Annotated in this window: 20 protein-coding genes and 1 pseudogene; 12 read left to right on the top strand and 9 right to left on the bottom strand. The window is 72.3% G+C overall.

Translation table 11 applies throughout. The annotated features are described in order from the left end of the window. Positions 1–55: 55 nt before the first annotated feature. Positions 56–1261, bottom strand: a complete 1206-nt coding sequence (gene fabV, locus ACIGXM_RS34050; RefSeq protein WP_396567863.1) for an enoyl-[acyl-carrier-protein] reductase FabV — start codon at positions 1259–1261, stop codon at positions 56–58. Positions 1262–1637: 376 nt separating this feature from the next. Between fabV and ACIGXM_RS34045 the strand changes: the two genes are divergently transcribed. Further along, positions 1638–2435, top strand: a complete 798-nt coding sequence (locus tag ACIGXM_RS34045; protein WP_396567861.1) for a maleylpyruvate isomerase N-terminal domain-containing protein — start codon at positions 1638–1640, stop codon at positions 2433–2435. A 152-nt stretch (positions 2436–2587) separates the two neighbouring features. On the opposite strand, the gene ACIGXM_RS34040 is transcribed toward ACIGXM_RS34045, so the two are convergent. Then, the gene (locus ACIGXM_RS34040; protein ID WP_396567859.1) at positions 2588–3457 is read right to left on the bottom strand and encodes an SDR family NAD(P)-dependent oxidoreductase; all 870 of its coding nucleotides are present in this window, start codon (positions 3455–3457) and stop codon (positions 2588–2590) included. Positions 3458–3537: 80 nt separating this feature from the next. On the opposite strand from ACIGXM_RS34040, the gene ACIGXM_RS34035 reads away from it, so the two are divergent. Further along, positions 3538–4212 carry a TetR family transcriptional regulator gene (locus ACIGXM_RS34035; RefSeq protein WP_396567857.1) on the top strand — a complete coding sequence of 225 codons (675 nt, stop codon included), beginning with the start codon at positions 3538–3540 and terminating at the stop codon, positions 4210–4212. A gap of 22 nt (positions 4213–4234) precedes the next feature. On the opposite strand, the gene ACIGXM_RS34030 is transcribed toward ACIGXM_RS34035, so the two are convergent. Further along, positions 4235–4612: a hypothetical protein gene (locus tag ACIGXM_RS34030; RefSeq protein ID WP_396567855.1), complete on the bottom strand. Its 378-nt coding sequence runs from the start codon at positions 4610–4612 to the stop codon at positions 4235–4237. Positions 4613–4707: 95 nt separating this feature from the next. Here ACIGXM_RS34030 and ACIGXM_RS34025 point away from each other — a divergent pair, with 95 nt between their 5' ends. Next, the gene (locus tag ACIGXM_RS34025) at positions 4708–5175 is read left to right on the top strand and encodes an ester cyclase (RefSeq protein WP_396567853.1); all 468 of its coding nucleotides are present in this window, start codon (positions 4708–4710) and stop codon (positions 5173–5175) included. Between the two features lie 120 nt (positions 5176–5295). Here the strand turns inward: ACIGXM_RS34025 and ACIGXM_RS34020 are convergent, their stop codons facing one another. Both ACIGXM_RS34020 and ACIGXM_RS34015 read right to left on the bottom strand, forming a co-directional pair. After that, positions 5296–5730 carry a hypothetical protein gene (locus tag ACIGXM_RS34020; RefSeq protein WP_396567851.1) on the bottom strand — a complete coding sequence of 145 codons (435 nt, stop codon included), beginning with the start codon at positions 5728–5730 and terminating at the stop codon, positions 5296–5298. Continuing rightward, positions 5727–7064 (bottom strand): hypothetical protein, encoded by a 1338-nt coding sequence (locus ACIGXM_RS34015; RefSeq protein ID WP_396567849.1) that lies wholly within the window; start codon positions 7062–7064, stop codon positions 5727–5729. The genes ACIGXM_RS34020 and ACIGXM_RS34015 overlap by 4 nt, the downstream gene beginning before the upstream one ends. A gap of 621 nt (positions 7065–7685) precedes the next feature. On the opposite strand from ACIGXM_RS34015, the gene ACIGXM_RS34010 reads away from it, so the two are divergent. Both ACIGXM_RS34010 and ACIGXM_RS34005 read left to right on the top strand, forming a co-directional pair. Further along, positions 7686–8336: a hypothetical protein gene (locus ACIGXM_RS34010; protein ID WP_396567847.1), complete on the top strand. Its 651-nt coding sequence runs from the start codon at positions 7686–7688 to the stop codon at positions 8334–8336. Positions 8337–9039: 703 nt separating this feature from the next. Continuing rightward, on the top strand, positions 9040–9429 hold the full coding sequence (locus tag ACIGXM_RS34005; RefSeq protein ID WP_396567845.1) for a hypothetical protein: 390 nt from the start codon (positions 9040–9042) through the stop codon (positions 9427–9429). Positions 9430–9469: 40 nt separating this feature from the next. On the opposite strand, the gene ACIGXM_RS34000 is transcribed toward ACIGXM_RS34005, so the two are convergent. Further along, positions 9470–10192, bottom strand: coding sequence for an SDR family oxidoreductase (locus tag ACIGXM_RS34000; RefSeq protein ID WP_396567843.1), 723 nt, complete (start codon positions 10190–10192; stop codon positions 9470–9472). Between the two features lie 160 nt (positions 10193–10352). Between ACIGXM_RS34000 and ACIGXM_RS33995 the strand changes: the two genes are divergently transcribed. Beyond that, positions 10353–11249: a helix-turn-helix domain-containing protein gene (locus ACIGXM_RS33995; RefSeq protein WP_396567841.1), complete on the top strand. Its 897-nt coding sequence runs from the start codon at positions 10353–10355 to the stop codon at positions 11247–11249. Between the two features lie 11 nt (positions 11250–11260). Here ACIGXM_RS33995 and ACIGXM_RS33990 read toward each other — a convergent pair whose 3' ends face one another. Further along, complete coding sequence (locus tag ACIGXM_RS33990) at positions 11261–11785, bottom strand: MarR family winged helix-turn-helix transcriptional regulator (RefSeq protein ID WP_396567839.1); 525 nt, start codon at positions 11783–11785, stop codon at positions 11261–11263. Positions 11786–11906: 121 nt separating this feature from the next. On the opposite strand from ACIGXM_RS33990, the gene ACIGXM_RS33985 reads away from it, so the two are divergent. Next, a complete protein-coding gene (locus ACIGXM_RS33985; RefSeq protein WP_396567837.1) occupies positions 11907–12317 on the top strand; it encodes a hypothetical protein in 411 nt (136 codons plus the stop codon). A gap of 165 nt (positions 12318–12482) precedes the next feature. Continuing rightward, complete coding sequence (locus ACIGXM_RS33980; RefSeq protein ID WP_396567835.1) at positions 12483–13133, top strand: TVP38/TMEM64 family protein; 651 nt, start codon at positions 12483–12485, stop codon at positions 13131–13133. A gap of 9 nt (positions 13134–13142) precedes the next feature. Here ACIGXM_RS33980 and ACIGXM_RS33975 read toward each other — a convergent pair whose 3' ends face one another. Continuing rightward, positions 13143–13877: an SDR family oxidoreductase gene (locus tag ACIGXM_RS33975; RefSeq protein ID WP_396567833.1), complete on the bottom strand. Its 735-nt coding sequence runs from the start codon at positions 13875–13877 to the stop codon at positions 13143–13145. Positions 13878–13982: 105 nt separating this feature from the next. Here ACIGXM_RS33975 and ACIGXM_RS33970 point away from each other — a divergent pair, with 105 nt between their 5' ends. The 4 genes from ACIGXM_RS33970 to ACIGXM_RS33955 all read left to right on the top strand — a co-directional run bounded on the left by ACIGXM_RS33970 (position 13983) and on the right by ACIGXM_RS33955 (position 17380). Next, positions 13983–14501 (top strand): DinB family protein, encoded by a 519-nt coding sequence (locus tag ACIGXM_RS33970; protein ID WP_396567831.1) that lies wholly within the window; start codon positions 13983–13985, stop codon positions 14499–14501. Positions 14502–14750: 249 nt separating this feature from the next. Beyond that, entirely contained in the window at positions 14751–15143 is a 393-nt protein-coding gene (locus ACIGXM_RS33965; RefSeq protein WP_396567829.1) for a cell division protein SepF, read from the top strand. Between the two features lie 144 nt (positions 15144–15287). Continuing rightward, positions 15288–15839: a TetR/AcrR family transcriptional regulator gene (locus ACIGXM_RS33960; RefSeq protein ID WP_396567827.1), complete on the top strand. Its 552-nt coding sequence runs from the start codon at positions 15288–15290 to the stop codon at positions 15837–15839. Continuing rightward, on the top strand, positions 15836–17380 hold the full coding sequence (locus ACIGXM_RS33955; protein WP_396567825.1) for an MFS transporter: 1545 nt from the start codon (positions 15836–15838) through the stop codon (positions 17378–17380). Before ACIGXM_RS33960 ends, ACIGXM_RS33955 begins: the two co-directional genes overlap by 4 nt. On the opposite strand, the pseudogene ACIGXM_RS33950 reads toward ACIGXM_RS33955, so the two are convergent. Further along, a pseudogene (locus ACIGXM_RS33950) lies at positions 17377–17520 on the bottom strand (IS481 family transposase); the annotation flags it as partial. The gene ACIGXM_RS33955 and the pseudogene ACIGXM_RS33950 sit on opposite strands and share 4 nt — an antisense overlap.

Below are 17520 nucleotides of genomic sequence, written 5' to 3'. Positions count from 1 at the left end.
CCGGCCCCCGGCAGCGGGGCAGCCGGGGGGAGCCGTTCGCCGACGTCCTCGGTGATCAGACGTCGGACGACGGGACAGCGGGCCACGGGACGGTGGTCTCGGTCGCGACCTCGTAGTCGACGCCGGGAACGTCCCAACCGTGGAGCTGGCCGACCTGGTCGCGGAACCAACCGGTGTCCGCGCTGGTGGCGACGGTGTCGGCGTCAACCTGGTCCCACGTGGCGTGGACGGCAGCCTGAACGCCGGGGGTCATCTCCCAGCCGTCCAGCCGGATGCGGTCCTCGTCGTCCAGGTCGAGTTCGGCGTCGCCGGCGAGCCGGTCCCACAGGGCCGCCGCCTGGTCGACGGTGGTCTGCCAGCTGTCACCGGCTACGCGGTGAAGGATGCTGGTGTAGAGCGCGATGCTCGGGATGGCGGTGGAGGCTTGGGTGACGGCCGCGCCGGCGACGACGGTGTAGGCGTGGCCCGTGCCCCTGAGCCGGGTGTTGATGGCGCGGGCGGTGTCCTCCAGGTGCTGCTTGGCGGCGCCGATGGTTCCGGCCCGGTAGATGGGGGCGGTGATGTCGGATCCGACGTACGAGAGGGCGACGGTCTGGAAGTCCTCAGCGAGCAGGCCTTTGGACCGCAGGACGTCGATCCACAGCTGCCAGTCGGCGCCGCCCATGACCTGGACGGTCGCGTCGCGCTCGGCCTCGTCCGCGGCCCGCAGGTGCAGCTCGCCGATCCGCGGGAGGCCGTCCTCGAACACGAGGGTCTTGGCCTGGTAGTCGGCGCCGAGCGGCTTGATGACGGAGTGGTGGACCTCGCCGGTCAGCGGGTCCGTGCGACGCGGGGCCGCGATGCTGTAGATGAGCAGGTCGATCTTGCCGAAGCGGGCGGCGAGCTGGTCGGCGGCCTCGTCCTTGACGCCGTCGGAGAAGGCGTCACCGTTGAGGAAGGTGAAGTCGGCGCCGGCCTCGGCGGCGAGTTCGGCGGTCCGCGCGGTGCGGTACCAGCCCGCGCTGGCGGTGCGGCGCTCGGTCGCCGTGGACTCGAAGGCGATGCCGAGTCCGCGCATCCGGTGGGCGCGCAGGCCGACCAGGGTCGCGGCCAGTCCGTAGCCGCCGCTGGAGCCGATGACGAGGGCGACCGGGCCGGGCCGGTCGCCAGCAGGGTCCGGTGTCCGCTGCCACATGCGGTCGACCACCGTCTTGCAGCCGGTCGGATGGCTGTTGACGTAGAGGTAGCCGCGGTTGCCGGGCTTGATCTCGCGGAGGCTCACTCGTGGGGCCCTTCGGGTGCGGAGATGGAGGTTGCCGCGGCAGTGAGCGGTTCCACGCCGCGGCGGACGTCGTCGACGGTTTCCAGCGGGACGGTGGCCTCGTCGGGGACGACGTTGCCGAACGCGCCCCCGGGGCGGTGACCACTTCGATCGGACGAGGCTGTCGATGCCCCGGGGCTCGCACCGGACGGGCCCGGCTCACATCCTCGGCGAGCGGGCCCCAGTCGGTGATGGTGATCTTCGCCAGAAGTGGCCACGGATTCTTGTCGGTGTCCCATGCGATCGCGTCGGTGCGTGATGCCACGCCGACGAGTCGGCACGAGCATGGATGTAGCGGTTCGCATGCACGCGTCGTCCGCGCCGAGGAGTGGATGAGATGAGTGTGGAGGGCATGGCCGGCCTGCGGGTGACCACCGACGACGTCCTGGGAGTGCTCCGGCCGCTGAGCGACGACGAATGGACCGCCCCGAGCGCCGCCGCCGGCTGGTCGGTCAAGGACGTCGCCGCTCACCTGGCTGATCTGTTGGGGATCCTGATGGCCGCGGTGAGGGGCGACGTCCTTGACACCGACCTCGGCATCGAGCGCCTCAACGACCTGCACGTGTCCGAGAAGGCCGACTGGCCCCCCGACGACGTGCTCAGGGACTTCACACGGCGGTCCGCCGAAGCCCTGACGGTCTTCGGCTCCCTGCAGAACGAGCCGTATGCCTCCACCCGTGCGCCCTACCTCGACCTGGGGACCTATCCCCTGCACACCATGGCCGACCTCTGCGCGTTCGACTTCCACGACCATCTGCGCTGGGACGTCCTGGCTCCCCGCGGCCCGCTGCGGAGCCGGCTGCCCCAACCGGACGAGGTCCGGCTGCGGCCTGCCGTGAACTGGCTCCTGGCCGGCCTGCCGAACATGCAGCCGGGCCTCGTCGACAGCCTGGCCGGGCCCATCCGGCTGAGGCTGACCGGGCCGGGCGGTGGCGAGTCGATGCTCGACCCGGGCCGAGGGAGGATCACCGTGACACGGGCGACCGCCGACCCTCCCGCGGCTGCCACCGTGGAGTCGACCGCGCACGACTTCACGGGCTGGGCCACGACCCGGCTGCCCTGGCGCGAGCGTACGACCGTGACCGGCGACCACGAGGTGGCGGACCACTTCCTGGACGCGCTGAACCTCGTCTGAGAGCGAGCCCCGCGCACTGGACCTCAGGCCGCAGCGCCAGGTGGCCTCTCGAGCTGCTCCCCCGCCGGCGACTCCCGTGCGACGGCGCACCGCACCGCGCGCGGCGACGGAACGGTCGTGGCCGGATCACCGGCCGCCTCGGCCGCGAGGGGTCAGCCGACGGTGTCGGGCGGGAAGGGCGCGGGATAGGGCTCGGTGGAGTCGGCCGAGCGGGCGACCTCGCGCCAGGTCAGGTCCTCGTGGAGGAGCTGGCGGTCCATCGCGATGGAGCCTTCGGCCGCGTTGACGCCCAGCGGCAGGTGGTGGGGGATGTCGCGCCGCTTCGCCATCCGCACGAGGATCTCGGCGGCGCGGACGGGGTCACCGGGAGGTCCGTCACTGTTCCGCCGCAGCCGGGCGTGGATGGCTCCGACCGTCTCGGCGTAGGCGGCCGGGACGTCGTGGACGGTCATCGAGGGACCGGCCCAGTCGGTGCGGAACCCGCTGGGCTCGACGACCAGGACCTTGACGCCGAACGGGGCCGTCTCGGCGCGCAGGACGCGGCTGAACCCGTCAATGGCGAACTTGGCCGCCTGGTACGAGGCGATCCCGGGAGAGCCGCCGACCCGGCCGCCCATGGAGGAGAACTGCATGACCAGCCCGCCCTTCTGCTCGCGCAGCAGCGGGATCGCGGCCTTGGTGACGTTGTAGACCCCCCAGAAGTTCGTCTCGAACTGCGCGCGGAAGTCGCTGTCCTCGGTGGTCTCGATCGGTGAGACGTTGGCGTAGCCGGCGTTGTTCACCAGGACGTCGATGCGCCCGAAGTACTGCCGCGCCTCGGCGAGAGCCTCGCGTGCGGCCGCCGGGTCGGTCACGTCGAGCGCGATCGGGCGGATCCGCTCGCCGAAGCGCTCGGTCAGGTCGGCCAGTTGCTCGGGGCGCCGGGCGGTCGCGGCCACCAGGTCGCCGGCCTCGAGGGCCGCGGTGGCGAGGGTGCGGCCGAAGCCGCGCGAGGAGCCGGTGATGAACCAGGTCTGTTGCATGCAGCTAGTGAAACACCGTTGCGCTAATAACGCAACAGCGTTCTGCTAATAACGCAACGGCGTTCCGATACCATGCTCGGGTGAACGCCTCGGAGTTTCAGCGCGCCCGCTCCCCCGAGGCCAAGCGTCTGCGCGAGGCCTCGATCCTGGAGGCCGCCCAGGCGCTCGGCCGGGAGCACGGCATCAGGACCGTCACCCTGACGGACATCGCCGCCGCGGTCGGGATGCACAAGTCGGCCCTGCTGCGGTACTTCGAGACGCGCGAGGAGATCTTCCTGCGGCTGACCGCCGAGGGCTGGCAGGAGTGGTCGCGGGAGCTGTCCGAGCAGCTGCGTGCGAGCGCGGATCCGGGCCCGGAGAGCGTGGCGCGGGCCTTCGCGGCCACGCTCGCGACCCGCGGGATGTTCTGCGACCTGCTCGCCCACGCCCCGCTCAACCTGGAACGCAACGTCTCGCTGGACGCGGTGCGCGACTTCAAACTCGCCACGCTCGCCGCCCGCGGGCCGATCATCGCCGCCGTCCGCGAGCAACTGCCCACCCTGGACGAGCAGGACGCCGGCGACCTGATCGCGACCGCCGTCGCGCTGGCCGGGGCGCTGTGGCAGATCGCGACGCCGCCCGCGGACGTCGCCGCCCTCTACCGCAGTGACCCCCGCCTCGCCCACGCCGTCATCGAGGTCGAACCCCGACTGGCCAGGATCCTGACCGCCACGATCACCGGGATGACCACGAGGCAGCACGAGCCCGGGGCCTGATCAGCGGTGGCGGCACCGCTCGTCACCCAGCGGCTGACACCCGCTCGCGCCCGGTTCCCCGGTGTGGGCACGGGAGGTCGAGGCGGTCCGGCCGCCGCGGCGGATCTTCGCGCAACGCACCCGGCAGCGCGGTGCTCGCTTCGCGCCGTTGGCGACCCTGGGCGATCCGTGCGCCGGTCAGTGCCTGCACGGCCGAGCCGTCGAGGTCGGCGGGCTTCACCGCGGTGAAGGCGCGCGCGGCCTCCGAGGTCCGCACCCGGAAGGCGGGCCGCTCGGCCACCAGCAGCTCGGTGATCCGCGCCGCGGCGTCCTGCCGGGCCAGTCCCTGCGCGAGCTGCCGCAACTGACGCTCCAGGCCTGAGGCGGCCGGCCTGCTGAACTGGCTCGCGCTGGCGCCCATCGGACCCGAAGAATCCGGACGACTCCTTGACAGGGGTCGGGCCGTGCGCACAATTTAAAGCAAGCGTTTGATTTGTTCTATCGGAAGGGGAGGCAATGACTACCGACGCAGCGGCCGTGGTCCGGGCGGCGTACCACGCGGCCGAGGGCAGCGTCCTGGACGTCCAGGGGTTCATCGACCTGTTCGCCGAGGACGGCGTGTTCAACAACGTCGTCGCGGGCGAGAGCTACCGGGGTGAGCGCCTCGGCGACCAAGTGGTCTTCATGGGCCGGCTGGCGCCCGACATCCACCGCGAGCTCCACCGCTTCCACGTCATGGGCGACCTCGTCGCCGTCGAGCTGACGATCGAGGGCACCTTCACCGGGCCGTTCGAGACGCCCGCCGGCACCGTCCAGCCGACCGGTGCCAGGCTCAGCATCCCGACCGCCGACTTCTGGTACATCGAGGACGGCAGGATCAAGGAGTTCAACTGCTACGTCGGACTGAGCGTCATGCTCGCCCAACTGGGCGTCCAGCCGGACTTCGCCGCCGCCGTCGCGAAGTCGACCGCCCCGGCGAGCTGACCCGTCCGGCCGTTCCGGTCGGGCGTGAGCCCGACCGGATCCACTGGCGCCCGCACCTCGTCGACGGGTGCGTCGCCGCGACCGAATCACGGATGGCTGACCGACCCGCGTGATCATGCGTCAGGGGGTTGTCCCGCACGCGTCACAGGATCCGTCATCCCGCAGCTGGCCGGCTGACAGGGCCTGGACGCGCAGCGGGGTGAGGAGGAGTTTCAGCGCGTTGGCCTCGACGGCCCGGGGGAAGTCGGTGAGGCGCTGGAAGGGGCCGGTGACGAGGAGGAGGACGTGCTGGGTGTGGGCCGCCCTGCGCCAGTGCGACGGCAGGTGGGGGTGCCCCCGGTACCAGAGGGACCCGCCGGGCCGATTGACGGTCAGGGCCCGCTCCCCGCGCAGCACGGCCTGCCACCCGCGGTGGGGAGCCGCGAGGCTCCACGGCTGGTCCTGGTCGTACCAGCCGTCCCGGGCCCGGACGGGTCGGTCGACCGGGTCGGCCGGTGGCGGGACGAGGAGGGCGGGGAGGCCACCGACCAGTGCGCTCCATGCCTGGCCGCTCATGCCGCCCCGTCGCGCTTGCGCCGGCGGCGGTCGGGGGCGGTCGCGGCCGGCCGCCGGTGCGGGCGCCGCCGGGCTACCGACCGGCGCGCCCTGATCCCGGCGGCTCCTCGGGCCAGTGCCTTGGCCAGGCCGACGAGCATGAGCGCGGTGCCCGCGAACGGGACGACCAGCATGAGCAGTCCGGTGAGGGACGCGACCGCACCGGTCGCCTGGCCGCGGTCGAGCGCCCGCACCAGTGCGACGGCCTGGGCACTGATCGAGTGCCATGCGGTGGCGCCGATGCCGGGCAGGTTCCACAACGTGTACCCGAGGTCGGCCGCGATGAGGGGGAACACCGCGAGGACCCAGGTGGTGATGACGGTACGGGCCCGACCGGTGAGGGCCTGGGCCCGCGGGTCCTCGCGGCGTCCCGGGATCGCCCCGCGCAGGACGGGGCCGATCTGTCCGTACAGGTCGGGGATGCCGGCGAGGTCGGCCAGGATGTAGTAACCGTCCAAGCGGGCGGCGGGGACCAGTTGTTCGAGGACCTCGAAGTGCCCCAGGTAGACGGCGGCGAGCAGGAACGGGCGGCCGGTGGCCGCGTACGCGCCGACCAGGGCGAGCATGTACACGAGGTTGAAGTAGACACCGCCCAGGTCGGTGCGGAGCCGTCCCCGGCGGGGCAGCCGGTAGACGTCGGTGACGTCGGTGAACAGGGACGGCCACAGGAGGTAGAGGCCGCAGCCGATGCGTCCTGGGCTGGCGCCACCGTAGTGGCAGGCCGAGGCGTGGCCGAACTCGTGGAAGACCAGGGAGAGGGCGACCAGGGCGAGGACGGCCAGCAGGGTGGCGGGCTGGTTGAGGACCGTCAGCAGGGCGGGCACCGCACCGTGGACGGCGAAGAACCAGAAGTCCATGCCCAGGGCCGCGGCCAGGACCAGTGTGACGACCAGCGGGTGGTGGAGCCGGGCCAGTAGGCGGGCGATGGTCCTGACCGCCCGAGGGCGCAGCAGGGTCCCCCGTCCGCGCAGGTCGACGAGCATGTCCAGGCCCGGGACATCGGCTGCCAGCGCGGTGCCGTGGGCGGGATGGGCGACGACTCCGAGCGGTCGCAGCTTCTGTTCGACGAGATAGGCGATGTTTTCCGCGCTCACCTCCTGGCCGAAGGTGGCGCTCACCCGGGCGGCGATCCGCTCGGTGTCGCGGATTCCGTCGATTGCGCGGGCCGTCTGGTAGAGGAGCAGGGAGAGGTGGACGACCTGGCCGTCCCCCCGGCGTGCGGTGTAGAGCGGTTCGACGAATCCGGAGCCGTGGTAAAGGCCATGGAGTTCCAGCCCGTCGGTGAGCTGTGGCACCTGCGCTATTCTCAGCCTCAGCGTCTGCCGGTCGGTATTCCATCGGTAGGCCTGCGTCAGGGCGATAACACCTTCACTCGGCGGTGGCCCGTCCGGTGGCATTAATTCCGTTCCAGGGGCGTACATGTCCACTGGCCGTCCTCCCCGCCCGGCGAACACCGTGACGTCTTGAGCCTCCCCGTGGGGAGGCGAGCGATCCGAACCGCCGGGCCGTGGAGACAAGCCGGATGACGGCGGCCGCGGTACCACGGCCCGGCGGATTTCATGGAGAGACTCCCTCGCCGGTGAGAGCGGCGAGGGAGTCTCGATCCCGGGTCTTTCGAGCCGGGACTTCTTCGGGCAGCTCGGCCAGGACTGCCCGGCGGTGGCGGCCGGACCGGTCGTGGCGACCGGAGTGCTCGGCCTGTCACCCTCGTCCGGAGGCCGCCGGCGGGTCCTGCCGGTCCTCGGACCGACTGCTCGCCCCCGTTGGCCGCGCCTTGGTGCCCGTGCGGGTGGTCGAGATCAGACCCGCACGTCGTCCGGTGTCAGGAGCCGGGCGACGGCCCAGGGCGACAGCGCCGAGTTCAGCGGCCAGCCGGACCGATCACCCGGTCAGCACTTGCCACCCGGCATGGGCTGGTGGTGCACCGGCGCGGGCTGGTGCTGGACCGGCATGGGCTGGTGCTGGACCGGCGCGGGCTGGTGCTGGACCGGCATGGGCTGGTGGTGCACCGGCGCGGGCTGGTGGTGCACCGGCATGGGCTGGTGCTGGACCGGCATGGGCTGGTGCTGGACCGGCATGGGCTGGTGGTGCACCGGCGCGGGCTGGTGCTGGACCGGCGCGGGCTGGTGGTGCACCGGCATGGGCTGGTGCTGGACCGGCATGGGCTGGTGGTGCACCGGAGCCGGCTGGTGCTGGACCGGCATGGGCTGGTGGTGCACCGGAGCCGGCTGGTGCTGGGTAGGCGGGCACGGCTGGTGGTGCACCGGAGCCGGCTGGTGCTGGGTAGGCGGGCACGGCTGGTGGTGCACCGGGGCCGGGGGACACGGCGCCGGCTGGTGGTGCACCGGCGGGCACGGCTGGTGACTCCCGGCGCCCAGCCGCATCACCGCCAGCGCCTCACGCCCCGGCAGCAGGCCGGCTCCCTGCTTTTCCAAATCCATCTGAGTCAGCATGATCATTTTCCTTTCGTTGACAAGGACACGATCCAGTCGGGTTGCGCCCCCAGGCATCCCCCGAGAACAGTCGAAACGGCCGGCCGCACTTCACGGAAAACCGCAGGAGTGTGAAACCCACCAGGCACGGCCAGGAACTCAGGAAGTCCAACCGGCGCCTCGCTGCCCTCACGAGAAAACTAAAACCCCAAAGTCGCTTCGAGCAACTGGATCATCGGATTCTCATATTTGCCACCCGGCCCGGACAGCCAATCCGCCGGTCAGGCGGGCCGTAGAGCGAACCCGAGGCGTTGGCCATCGGATGAAACGCCCGCGACTGAAGACCGAATGAGACCCAGATGGCCATCTAATGAGTATCCGGAATTCCGGCGACCGCAAAATCCCGCCATGATCACCGTCTCATGAATTCGAACGGCAGAGATTTCATTATCGAGAGACAAGGAATAGGAATCAGCAGCAGTTCTATAAATCTTCTATCAGACCCGATCAATCGCGGCCGCCGTGGAACCGCGCCACGGCGGCCGCAGCACCGGGACGAACCGTGCGGTCACGGCTGCGGCCGGGTGCGGGCCCGCGGTGTCGGTGAGCCCCGACGGCGGGCGGGAGGCACCTGGCGCGCCCGGGATCGCGCCCAGCGGCCCGCGAGGGATCGCCGACGCGGAGCACGTCTGTGCCCGTCTGACGGTGGCAGGTGGCACCCTCCGGTAGGAACCCGAGAAGACCGCCCGGCGCACCCGGGCGATCATCGAGGAGTCCGACGGCGACCGGATCGTCGTCGCCACCCGATCCGTCCGAACCTCGCACTTGGGGAGCTCTCATGCCGAAGACGCAGGCCGAGAAACTCGGCATCAAACCGGGAGACGTGCTGACCGTCATCAACGCACCGGACACCGAACCGCCGGTCCTCGGACCGCTGCCGGACGGCGTCACCCTCCAGCCGCCCGGTGGCGGCGAGTCGGCGAACGTGATCGTGCTGTTCGCCGAGGACAGCCGGCAGCTGCACCGGGATGCTCCCGCCGTGCTGTCGGCCACCCCCGACACCACCAGGACCTGGATCGCCTACCGCAAGGGCGGCGTCAGCGACCTCGGCCGCGACACCCTGATGCCCGCCTTCGTCGAGTTGGGCTGGCACGGTGTCAGCCTCGTCTCGCTGGACGCCACCTGGTCCGCGGCCCGGTTCCGTCGCCTGGAACAGATCGGCCGCTGACCGCCCCGGGGCGACCGGCCGCGCGTCCGGGTCACGCTGGTCAGGCCTCCTGGCCGGTGGCGGCGAGGACGATCTCGCGGATGGTGACGTTCCGCGGCTGGCGGTAGGCGTAGGCGATGGCCTCGGCGACGGCCTGCGGGTCCAGGGCGCCGCCGGCGGACTTCTTCCATGCCTCGTAGTCGCTCTTGATCTGCTCGTCGCTGGTGTGGGAGAGCAGTTCGGTCTCCACCGCCCCGGGGGCGATGGTGACCACGCGCACGCCGCGGGAGGCGACCTCCTCCCGCAGGTTCTCCGACATGGCGTGGACGGCGAACTTGGTGCCCACGTAGGCGGTGTGGTTCGGGAAGGTCTTGCGGCCGGCGATGGAGCTGACGTTGATGATGGTGCCGGTGCCACGGGCGAGCATGCCGGGAAGGACGGCCCGGATCCCGTACAGCACGCCCTTGATGTTCAGGTCGACCATCCGGTCCCACTCCTCGGCGTCCTGGTCCGCGATCCGGCCCAGGAGCATCGCCCCGGCGTTGTTGACGATCGCGTCCGCCGGCCCGAACCGCTCCTCGGCCTCGCGCACGGCGGCCCGCAGCGCGTCCCGGTCGGTGACGTCGACCCTGCGGCACAGGGTCTCGGGCAGGCCGAGCTCCTCCAGCTTCTCCAGTCGCCGGGCGAGGAGCAGCAGCGGGTGTCCCTGGGCGGACAGGAGGCGGGCGGTGGCCGCGCCGATGCCGGAGCTGGCACCGGTGATGACGATCAGGGGCTTGGACAAGGCGATCCCTCTTCAGACAGGTACGAACGGTGTGCCGTACTCCAGGAGACCACCGTGGGGAGCGTGCCGCGCACCGGCAGCGGGGGCAGGGCGCACGGGGGGTCCGCCAGACCCCCCTCTCACCGTGCCACGACGGCGCACACCGCCCTAACCTGAACGAATGAGCACGTCAGCGGGGCGCGAGCCCAATCTTGAGCTGCGCGACTTCCTGCGCTCGCGCAGGGCCCGGATCAGTCCCCACGAGGCCGGCCTGGGCCCGGTGACCAGCCGGCGTCGCGTGCCGGGGCTGCGCCGCGAGGAGGTCGCGCGGCTGGCCGGCATCAGCGTCGACTACTACGTGCGGCTGGAGCGCGGGCGCAACTCGAACGTCTCGGCGTCGGTCCTGGAGGCCGTGGCCCGCGTGCTCCGCCTGGACGCGGCCGAACGCGCCCATCTGTTCGACTTGGGCCGCCCCCGGCCGGGCTCGGCCCGGCGCCGCGTGGTGCCGGCGCAGCGGGTGCGGCCCGGTCTGCTCCGGCTGCTCGACTCCCTGACCGACACCCCCGCGATGATCATGGGCCACCGGCTGGACGTGCTGGCCGCCAACACCCTGGCCAAGGCCCTGTACACCGACTTCGACGCGCTGCCGCACCGCGACCGCAACCTCGCCCGGTTCATCTTCCTCGACCCGACCGCCCGCGACCTGCTCGCCGACTGGGAGACCGCGGCCCGCGGCACCGTGGCCGCCCTGCGCCTGTACGCGGGGCGCCACCCGCACGACCCCCGCCTGACCGGGCTGGTCGGCGAACTGTCCGTGCACGACGAGGACTTCCGCCGGTGGTGGGCCGATCACGACGTCCTCGAGTACACCCACGGCACCAAGCACTACCACCACCCCCTGGTCGGCGAACTGGCCCTCGACTACGAGTCCCTCACCCTGCCCGACGACCCGGACCAGGCCCTCTACCTCTACACCGCCGAACCCGACAGTCCCTCCGCACACGCCCTGCGCCTGCTCGGCAGCTGGTCGGCGCCCGACCCCGCGGTCCGCGACGCCGACCGGGAGAACACGCGGTGACGACGTCCGGCCTACCGTGCGCCGACGGCGTCCTTCCCCGCCTCCAGGTCCGACAGCACGGTGCGCAGATCGTCGTTGACCCGGCGCCGACGTTCGGGCGGAAGCGCGGAGAGCAGCCGCAGTTCGGTCTCGGTCTTGGTGGCGAACACCCGCAGGGCTCGACTGCGGCCTTCCTCGGTCAACGTGACCGTCACCGAGCGCCGATCGTGGAGGGCGAAGTCACGCAGCACCCACCCCTTCGCCTCCAGCCTGCCCACCCGGTTGCTGACAGCACCGGAGGTCAACTGCATCTGCCGTGCCAGTTCACCCGCGGTGAGCCGTTGGTGAGGGGCGCGGATCAAGCAGGCCAGCAGTTCCAGTTCCCACAACTCGATCTCGTGCGGAGCCAGTTCGCGCTTGATCTCGGTCTCCAGCCAGTGGCTGATCCGCCGCAGGCGGTAGGCGAGCGCCTTGGCCTCCAACAGCTCGGGGTCGAACGCGCCGGCGAGGACCTCCACCATGTCGTCGACATGGTCCGTGCGTGGCGTCCGCCTCATCTGCTGCCCCTTCTGATGCTGGATCACGCTCCAGCGATGAAATGAGGGTCATTATATGAATGCTCTCGTGTCCGGAGAGCTCGTGTCCCAGGCAGCTCGCACCCAGGAAGGTCGGGAACCGATGAGTTCGGCACGACAGCGGGCCGGGGCCGTGGTCACCCTGGCAGGGGTCGCCGCCGTGGCGCCCTCGGTGTGGCAGACCGCCACCCACATCACCGACGAGACGTACCGCGCGCCGCAGGTTCGCCATGGTGAGGGGCACGTCCAGTACCACATGGCACGTGAAGTACTGATCACCGCGGGCTCGGTCGGCGTCCTCGTGACGGGGGTCCTGGCCGGTCGGGACAGGAGCCCCGCCGTGTGGCGAGGCATGGTCGCCGCGGCCGCCGGGATCGGCGCCGCGATGTGGTCCGGTGGGCCGACCACCGGCGTGTGGGCACCCAACCGCAAGGCGCTCCTGGTCCACCTCGCCTCCACCACGGGACTCGGCGTGGGTGTGGCCCTGCTGCGCCCGAAGGCGGAGCACCGCTGAGCGCCCAGGTCCTCGTCGCAGGTGCGGCCCCGTCGGGCTGATGGACGGCCGCGCCTCGGCCCGGGGTGGCTCGGCCCGGCGCTGACCGCCGCTCGCGCCGCGCCCGGCGGCGGAGGCGGAACCCGGGCCGCACGGACCGGCGACGCCTTGCACTACGCTCGCCGGATGCTCACCCGCTCCGCCCGCTCGCCCTGGGTCCGGTTCACACTGCTGGCGCTGCTGCTGGCCGCGGCCGCCGGCTCGGTGCTGCTCTGGGACCCGAGCCGGGCCGCCGACGCGGTGCCCGGGGCCTGGCGGGCGCCCGCCTTCGTGCTGCTCTTCGCCCTGGGCACGCTGGCCTTCCTGCCGAAGCCGGCGCTGAACGTGGCCGCCGGGCTGCTGTTCGGCGCCGAACGAGGCGTCGCGGTGGCGGTACTCGGCACCACGCTGGGCGCCGCGCTCGCCTTCGGCCTGGGCCGCGGGCTGGGGCGGGAGGCGGTCCGTCCGTTGCTGCGCGGCCAGGCGCTGACCGCGCTCGACCGGCGGCTCACCGAGCAGGGGTTCCGCTCGGTGCTGCTGCTGCGGCTGGTGCCCGGGGTGCCGTTCCAGGCGGTGAACCTGGGCGCGGCGTTCTCCGGCACGCGGCTGCGCCCGTACCTGGCGGGCACCGCGCTGGGCGTGCTGCCCGGGACCGCCGCCTACGTGGTGGCCGGCTCGGCGGCGGGCTCCCCCGGCTCGCCCGCGTTCCTCGCCTCGACCGCGGTGATCGTGCTGTTGGGCCTGCTCAGCCTGCTGGCGATGCGACGCTCCCGACGCCGGGCCACCGCGACGGTCTAGGGCCTGCCACTAGATTCCGCCGGCCACCCGCAGGTTCGCGCCGGTGGCGTACGAGGCGTCCGGCGAGAGCAGCCAGGCCACCGCGCCGGCGATCTCGTCCGGCTCGCCCGCCCGGCGCAGCGGGATGCCGGGCGCCAGCCGGTCCGGGCGGCCGGGCTCGCCGGAGTCCGTGTGCAGGGAGGTGTGGACGATGCCGGGCGAAACCGTGTTGACCCGGATCCCGGCCGGACCCAGCTCCTTGGCCAGCCCGACGGTGAGCGCGTCGGTGGCCGCCTTGGTCGCGGCGTAGTGCACGTAGTCGCCCGGGCTGCCCAGGGTGGCCGCCGCGGACGAGATGTTGACGATGGCTCCGCCCGGCCCGAGGTCGCGGGCGGCGCGCCGGGCGCAGAGCAGGTAACCGACCAGGTTGACGTCCACCACCCGGCGCAGGTCCTCGGCTCGCGCCTCGGCGAGCGGGCCCAGCGGGCTGGTCACCCCGGCGTTGTTGACCAGGCCGGTGACCGGACCGAGTTCGCCGGCCGCGGTGTCGAAGAGCCGGTCGACGTCGGCCTCCACCGTGGTGTCCATCCGCACGGTGACCACCCGGCCGCCCGCCGCCCGGACGTCGGCGGCCACCTCCTCGGCCGCCGCCTCGTCGTGCCGGTAACCGACCGCCAGATCGTGCCCCTCCGCGGCGAGCCGCCGGCAGATCGCCGCGCCGATCCCGCGGCCGCCGCCGGTGACGATGGTGACGGGGCGTGACATGGGGGGCTCCCTCGGTCCGGTGGGCCGACGCCGGCCCTTGCGAGGAGCGTACCGTCCGGTCAAATCCCCTCGCCCGCAGCCGGACGATCCACGAGGATGGCCGGCATGACGAGCCCTGACGCCCTGGTGCGCACCGATCCCCCGCCGGCCGCCGACGAGCGGGCCACCCTGCTGGCCTTCCTCGACTACCACCGGGCCACGCTCGCCCGGAAGTGCGCCGAACTGACGGACGAGCAGCTGCGCCACCGCGCGGTGCCGCCGTCCACGCTCTCCCTGCTCGGCCTGGTGCGGCACCTGGCCGCGGTGGAGCGGCACTGGTTCCAGGAGGTGCTGCTCGGCGAGCGGCCGGATCCGCTCTACTGGTCGCCGGAGCAGCCGGACGGCGACTTCGACGACGTCGACACCGCCGACCCGGCCGAGGCGTTCGCGACCTGGCGCCGGGAGGTCGAACTCGCCGACCGGGCCCTCCGCGGTCTGCCGTTGGAGCGCGTCGCCGCCACCGGGGGGCGTGACAGGGGCGTGACACTCCGCTGGATCCTCACCCATCTGATCGAGGAGTACGCGCGGCACAACGGGCACGCCGATCTGCTGCGCGAGGCGATCGACGGCCGAACAGGTGAGTGACGTGGCGTCAATCGGGTGAGCTTGCCTACTCAGTTGGCGCAGACCCGCAACCGGGCGCCCGGCCGGCTCGTCCGATCACTGTGAGAACGGCGGATGCCGATGGCATGCGCCACTACGCTGAACGGCGTGCCTGGGCGGGCGCCGCAGTGGTGATCAGTGCGATACTCGGACAGTTCCGGCGACTGGATGACGCGTCAGAGGCCGCGGGGCGCACGGGACCGGACGAGTGACAGGACAGGGAGGCGCGGCATGGGAGCACTTCGCGACGAGCACCACAACGGGTGGCTGATGCCCTCCGGGAGTTACCCCGCCGCGGTGTACGAGGATCCGTGGACGAGCGCGGACGCGACGCCGACGGTTCCCCAGATGGCGAAGATCGTCTCGCTGAAGCCGACGGGCTTCGAGTCCGCCCGGACGGTCGGCGAGCACATCCGGTCCGGCACCCCGGTGGTCATGGACGTGACGGAGATGGACGACGCCGAGGCCAAGCGGATGGTCGACTTCGCCTCCGGACTGGTGTTCGGAACCCAGGGCGGGATCGAGCGGATCGCTCGCCGGGTCTTCCTGCTCACCCCGGCCGAGGTCGAGGTGACGGTGATCGACCGGCCGTTGGACGACAGCGGGTTCTACAACCAGAGCTGAGCTGGACCGCGGGCCCGGCGAACCGGAGGTGGCGACAGGCCGCCTCCGGTTTTTTGCCGCCCCCAGCCGCTCACCGAGCGTCGCAGCCGCGAATCCGGAATCTCATGTGAGACATGTATGTCTCACATGAGCTACTCTGTTCTCATGGCCATCGACCGCGACTCCGTCCTCGCCGCCGCCGTGGGCGTGCTCTCCCGGCAGCCCACCGCCCACCTGGACGAGATCGCCCGGGCGGCCGGGATCAGCCGCGCCTCGCTGCACCGGATCTTCCCGGGCCGCGAGGCGCTGATCCGCGAGGTCGGCCTGCTCGGCCTGCGGACCTACAACGCCGCCCTGGACACCGCCGCGATCGAGGAGGGCGACGCCGAGGCCGCGCTGCGCCGGCTCGCCGAGGTGTTGGTGCCGGACGCCGCGCTCTGCGCCTTCCTGGCCGGCGAGAACCAGCTCTTCGACGACGCCGAGCTGTGCACACTCTGGGAGGAGCAGGACGCCCGGGTCCGCGCGCTCTTCCTGCGCGGCCAGCAGCAGGGGGTCTTCCGGATCGAGCTGTCGGCCGGCTGGCTCAGCGAGGCCTTCTTCGACCTGCTCGCGGGCGTCGGCTGGGCCGTCCAGGACGGCCGGCTGGCTCCTCGCGACAGCGTCTTCTCCCTCATCGAGCTCTTCCTCGGCGGAGCCCTCAGGAGCACTTCCCCATGAGCACCACCCGCGCCCTCAGCCCCACCTCCCTCGCGTCCGCCGGCCGGAACCGCCGGTGGGCCGGCCTCGCGGTGCTCGTCCTCGCCATCGTGCTGGTGGTCGTCGACGCGACCGTGCTGGTGCTCGCGATCCCCGAGATCACCGAGACCATGCGGCCCAGCGCCACCCAGCTGCTCTGGATCGGTGACGTCTACTCCTTCGTGCTGGCCGGGTTGCTGGTCAGCATGGGCTCGCTGAGCGACCGGATCGGCCGCAAGCGCCTCCTGATGACCGGCTCGGCCGCGTTCGGCGCGGCCTCGCTGCTCGCCGCCTACGCCCCCGCCGCGGGCTGGCTGATCGCCGCCCGGGCGCTGCTGGGCGTCGCCGGGGCGACCATCATGCCGTCCACCCTGTCGCTGATCCGCGCGCTCTTCCCGGACGACCGGGAACGAGCCACCGCGATCGGCATCTGGGGCGCGGCGGCCACCGCGGGCGCCGCCGCCGGGCCGCTGCTCGGCGGGGTCCTGCTGGAGCACTTCTGGTGGGGCTCGGTCTTCCTGCTCAACCTGCCGGTGATGGCCCTGCTGATCGGGCTGGGCCTCTGGCTGTTGCCGGAGTCGCGCGACCCCAGGCCTGGCCGCTGGGACGTGCTCAGCGTGCTGCTGTCGATGACCGGGGTGATCGCGGTGGTCTACGCGGTCAAGGAGGCCGCCGCGAACGGGCCCGGACACTGGAACGTGCCGGTCACGGCCGTGCTCGGGACGGCCGCGCTGGTCCTCTTCGTCCGTCGCCAGCTGCGGCTGGAGACCCCGCTGCTGGACGTCCGGCTCTTCGCCGACCGACGGTTCACCGCGGCCGTGGTCGGCGCGCTGGTGGCCGTGCTGGGGCTGGCCGGCGTGGTGTTCTTCATGTCGCAGTACCTCCAGCTGGTCCGCGACTACTCGCCGCTCAGGGCGGGCCTGGCAGAGATGCCGGCCTTCGTGGGCGCGACCGTCACCGCGGTGCTGACCGCGCGGCTGGCCCGGGCGGCCGGTGCCCGGGCCACCCTGGTCGGCAGCATGGCCGCGCTGGGCCTGGCGCTCGGCGCGCTCGGCTGGCTCCAGCAGGACAGCGGCTACCTGCTGCTGGCCACGGTCTTCACGGTGGTCGGCGCGGGCGAGGGGCTGGTGTACACGCTCTCGGCCGACATGGTGCTGACCGCCGCGCCGGCCGCGCGGTCCGGGGCCGCCTCGGCGGTCTCGGAGACCGCGTACGAGCTGGGCACCGCGCTCGGGATAGCGCTCTTCGGTTCGGTGCTGACCGCCGTCTACACCCGCGGGGTGGGGGTGCCGGCGGACGTCCCGCCGGCGGTGGCCGAGCAGGCGCGGCAGTCGCTCGGCGCGGCGATGGAGGCCGCCCGGACGCTGCCCGCGGCGACCGGCACTGCGCTCACCGAAGCGGCCCGGGGCTCCTTCGTGCACGGCCTGGGCACCGCCGCGTGGCTGGCGGCGCTGCTGGTGCTGGCCGGCGCGCTGCTGGCCTGGCGGCTGCTGCGGCCGACCGGGCGGGTGACCAGGCCCTAGCTGTTCTGACCCGTGAGGTTGGGGACGCGGCTGGCGGGTGGTTGGCCCTTGAGCGCGGTGTGTCCGCGGTGGTGATTGTAGGTGTGGAGCCAGGCGGGGTAGGCGTCGCGCCGTTCCTGCTCGGTGCGGTACGGCCGTGC

It is taken from the genome of Kitasatospora sp. NPDC052896 (assembly GCF_044547075.1).
Classification (GTDB): domain Bacteria; phylum Actinomycetota; class Actinomycetes; order Streptomycetales; family Streptomycetaceae; genus Kitasatospora.
The sequence above is the reverse complement of the archived record's forward strand: the minus strand, read 5'-3'. Positions and strand labels throughout refer to the sequence as shown.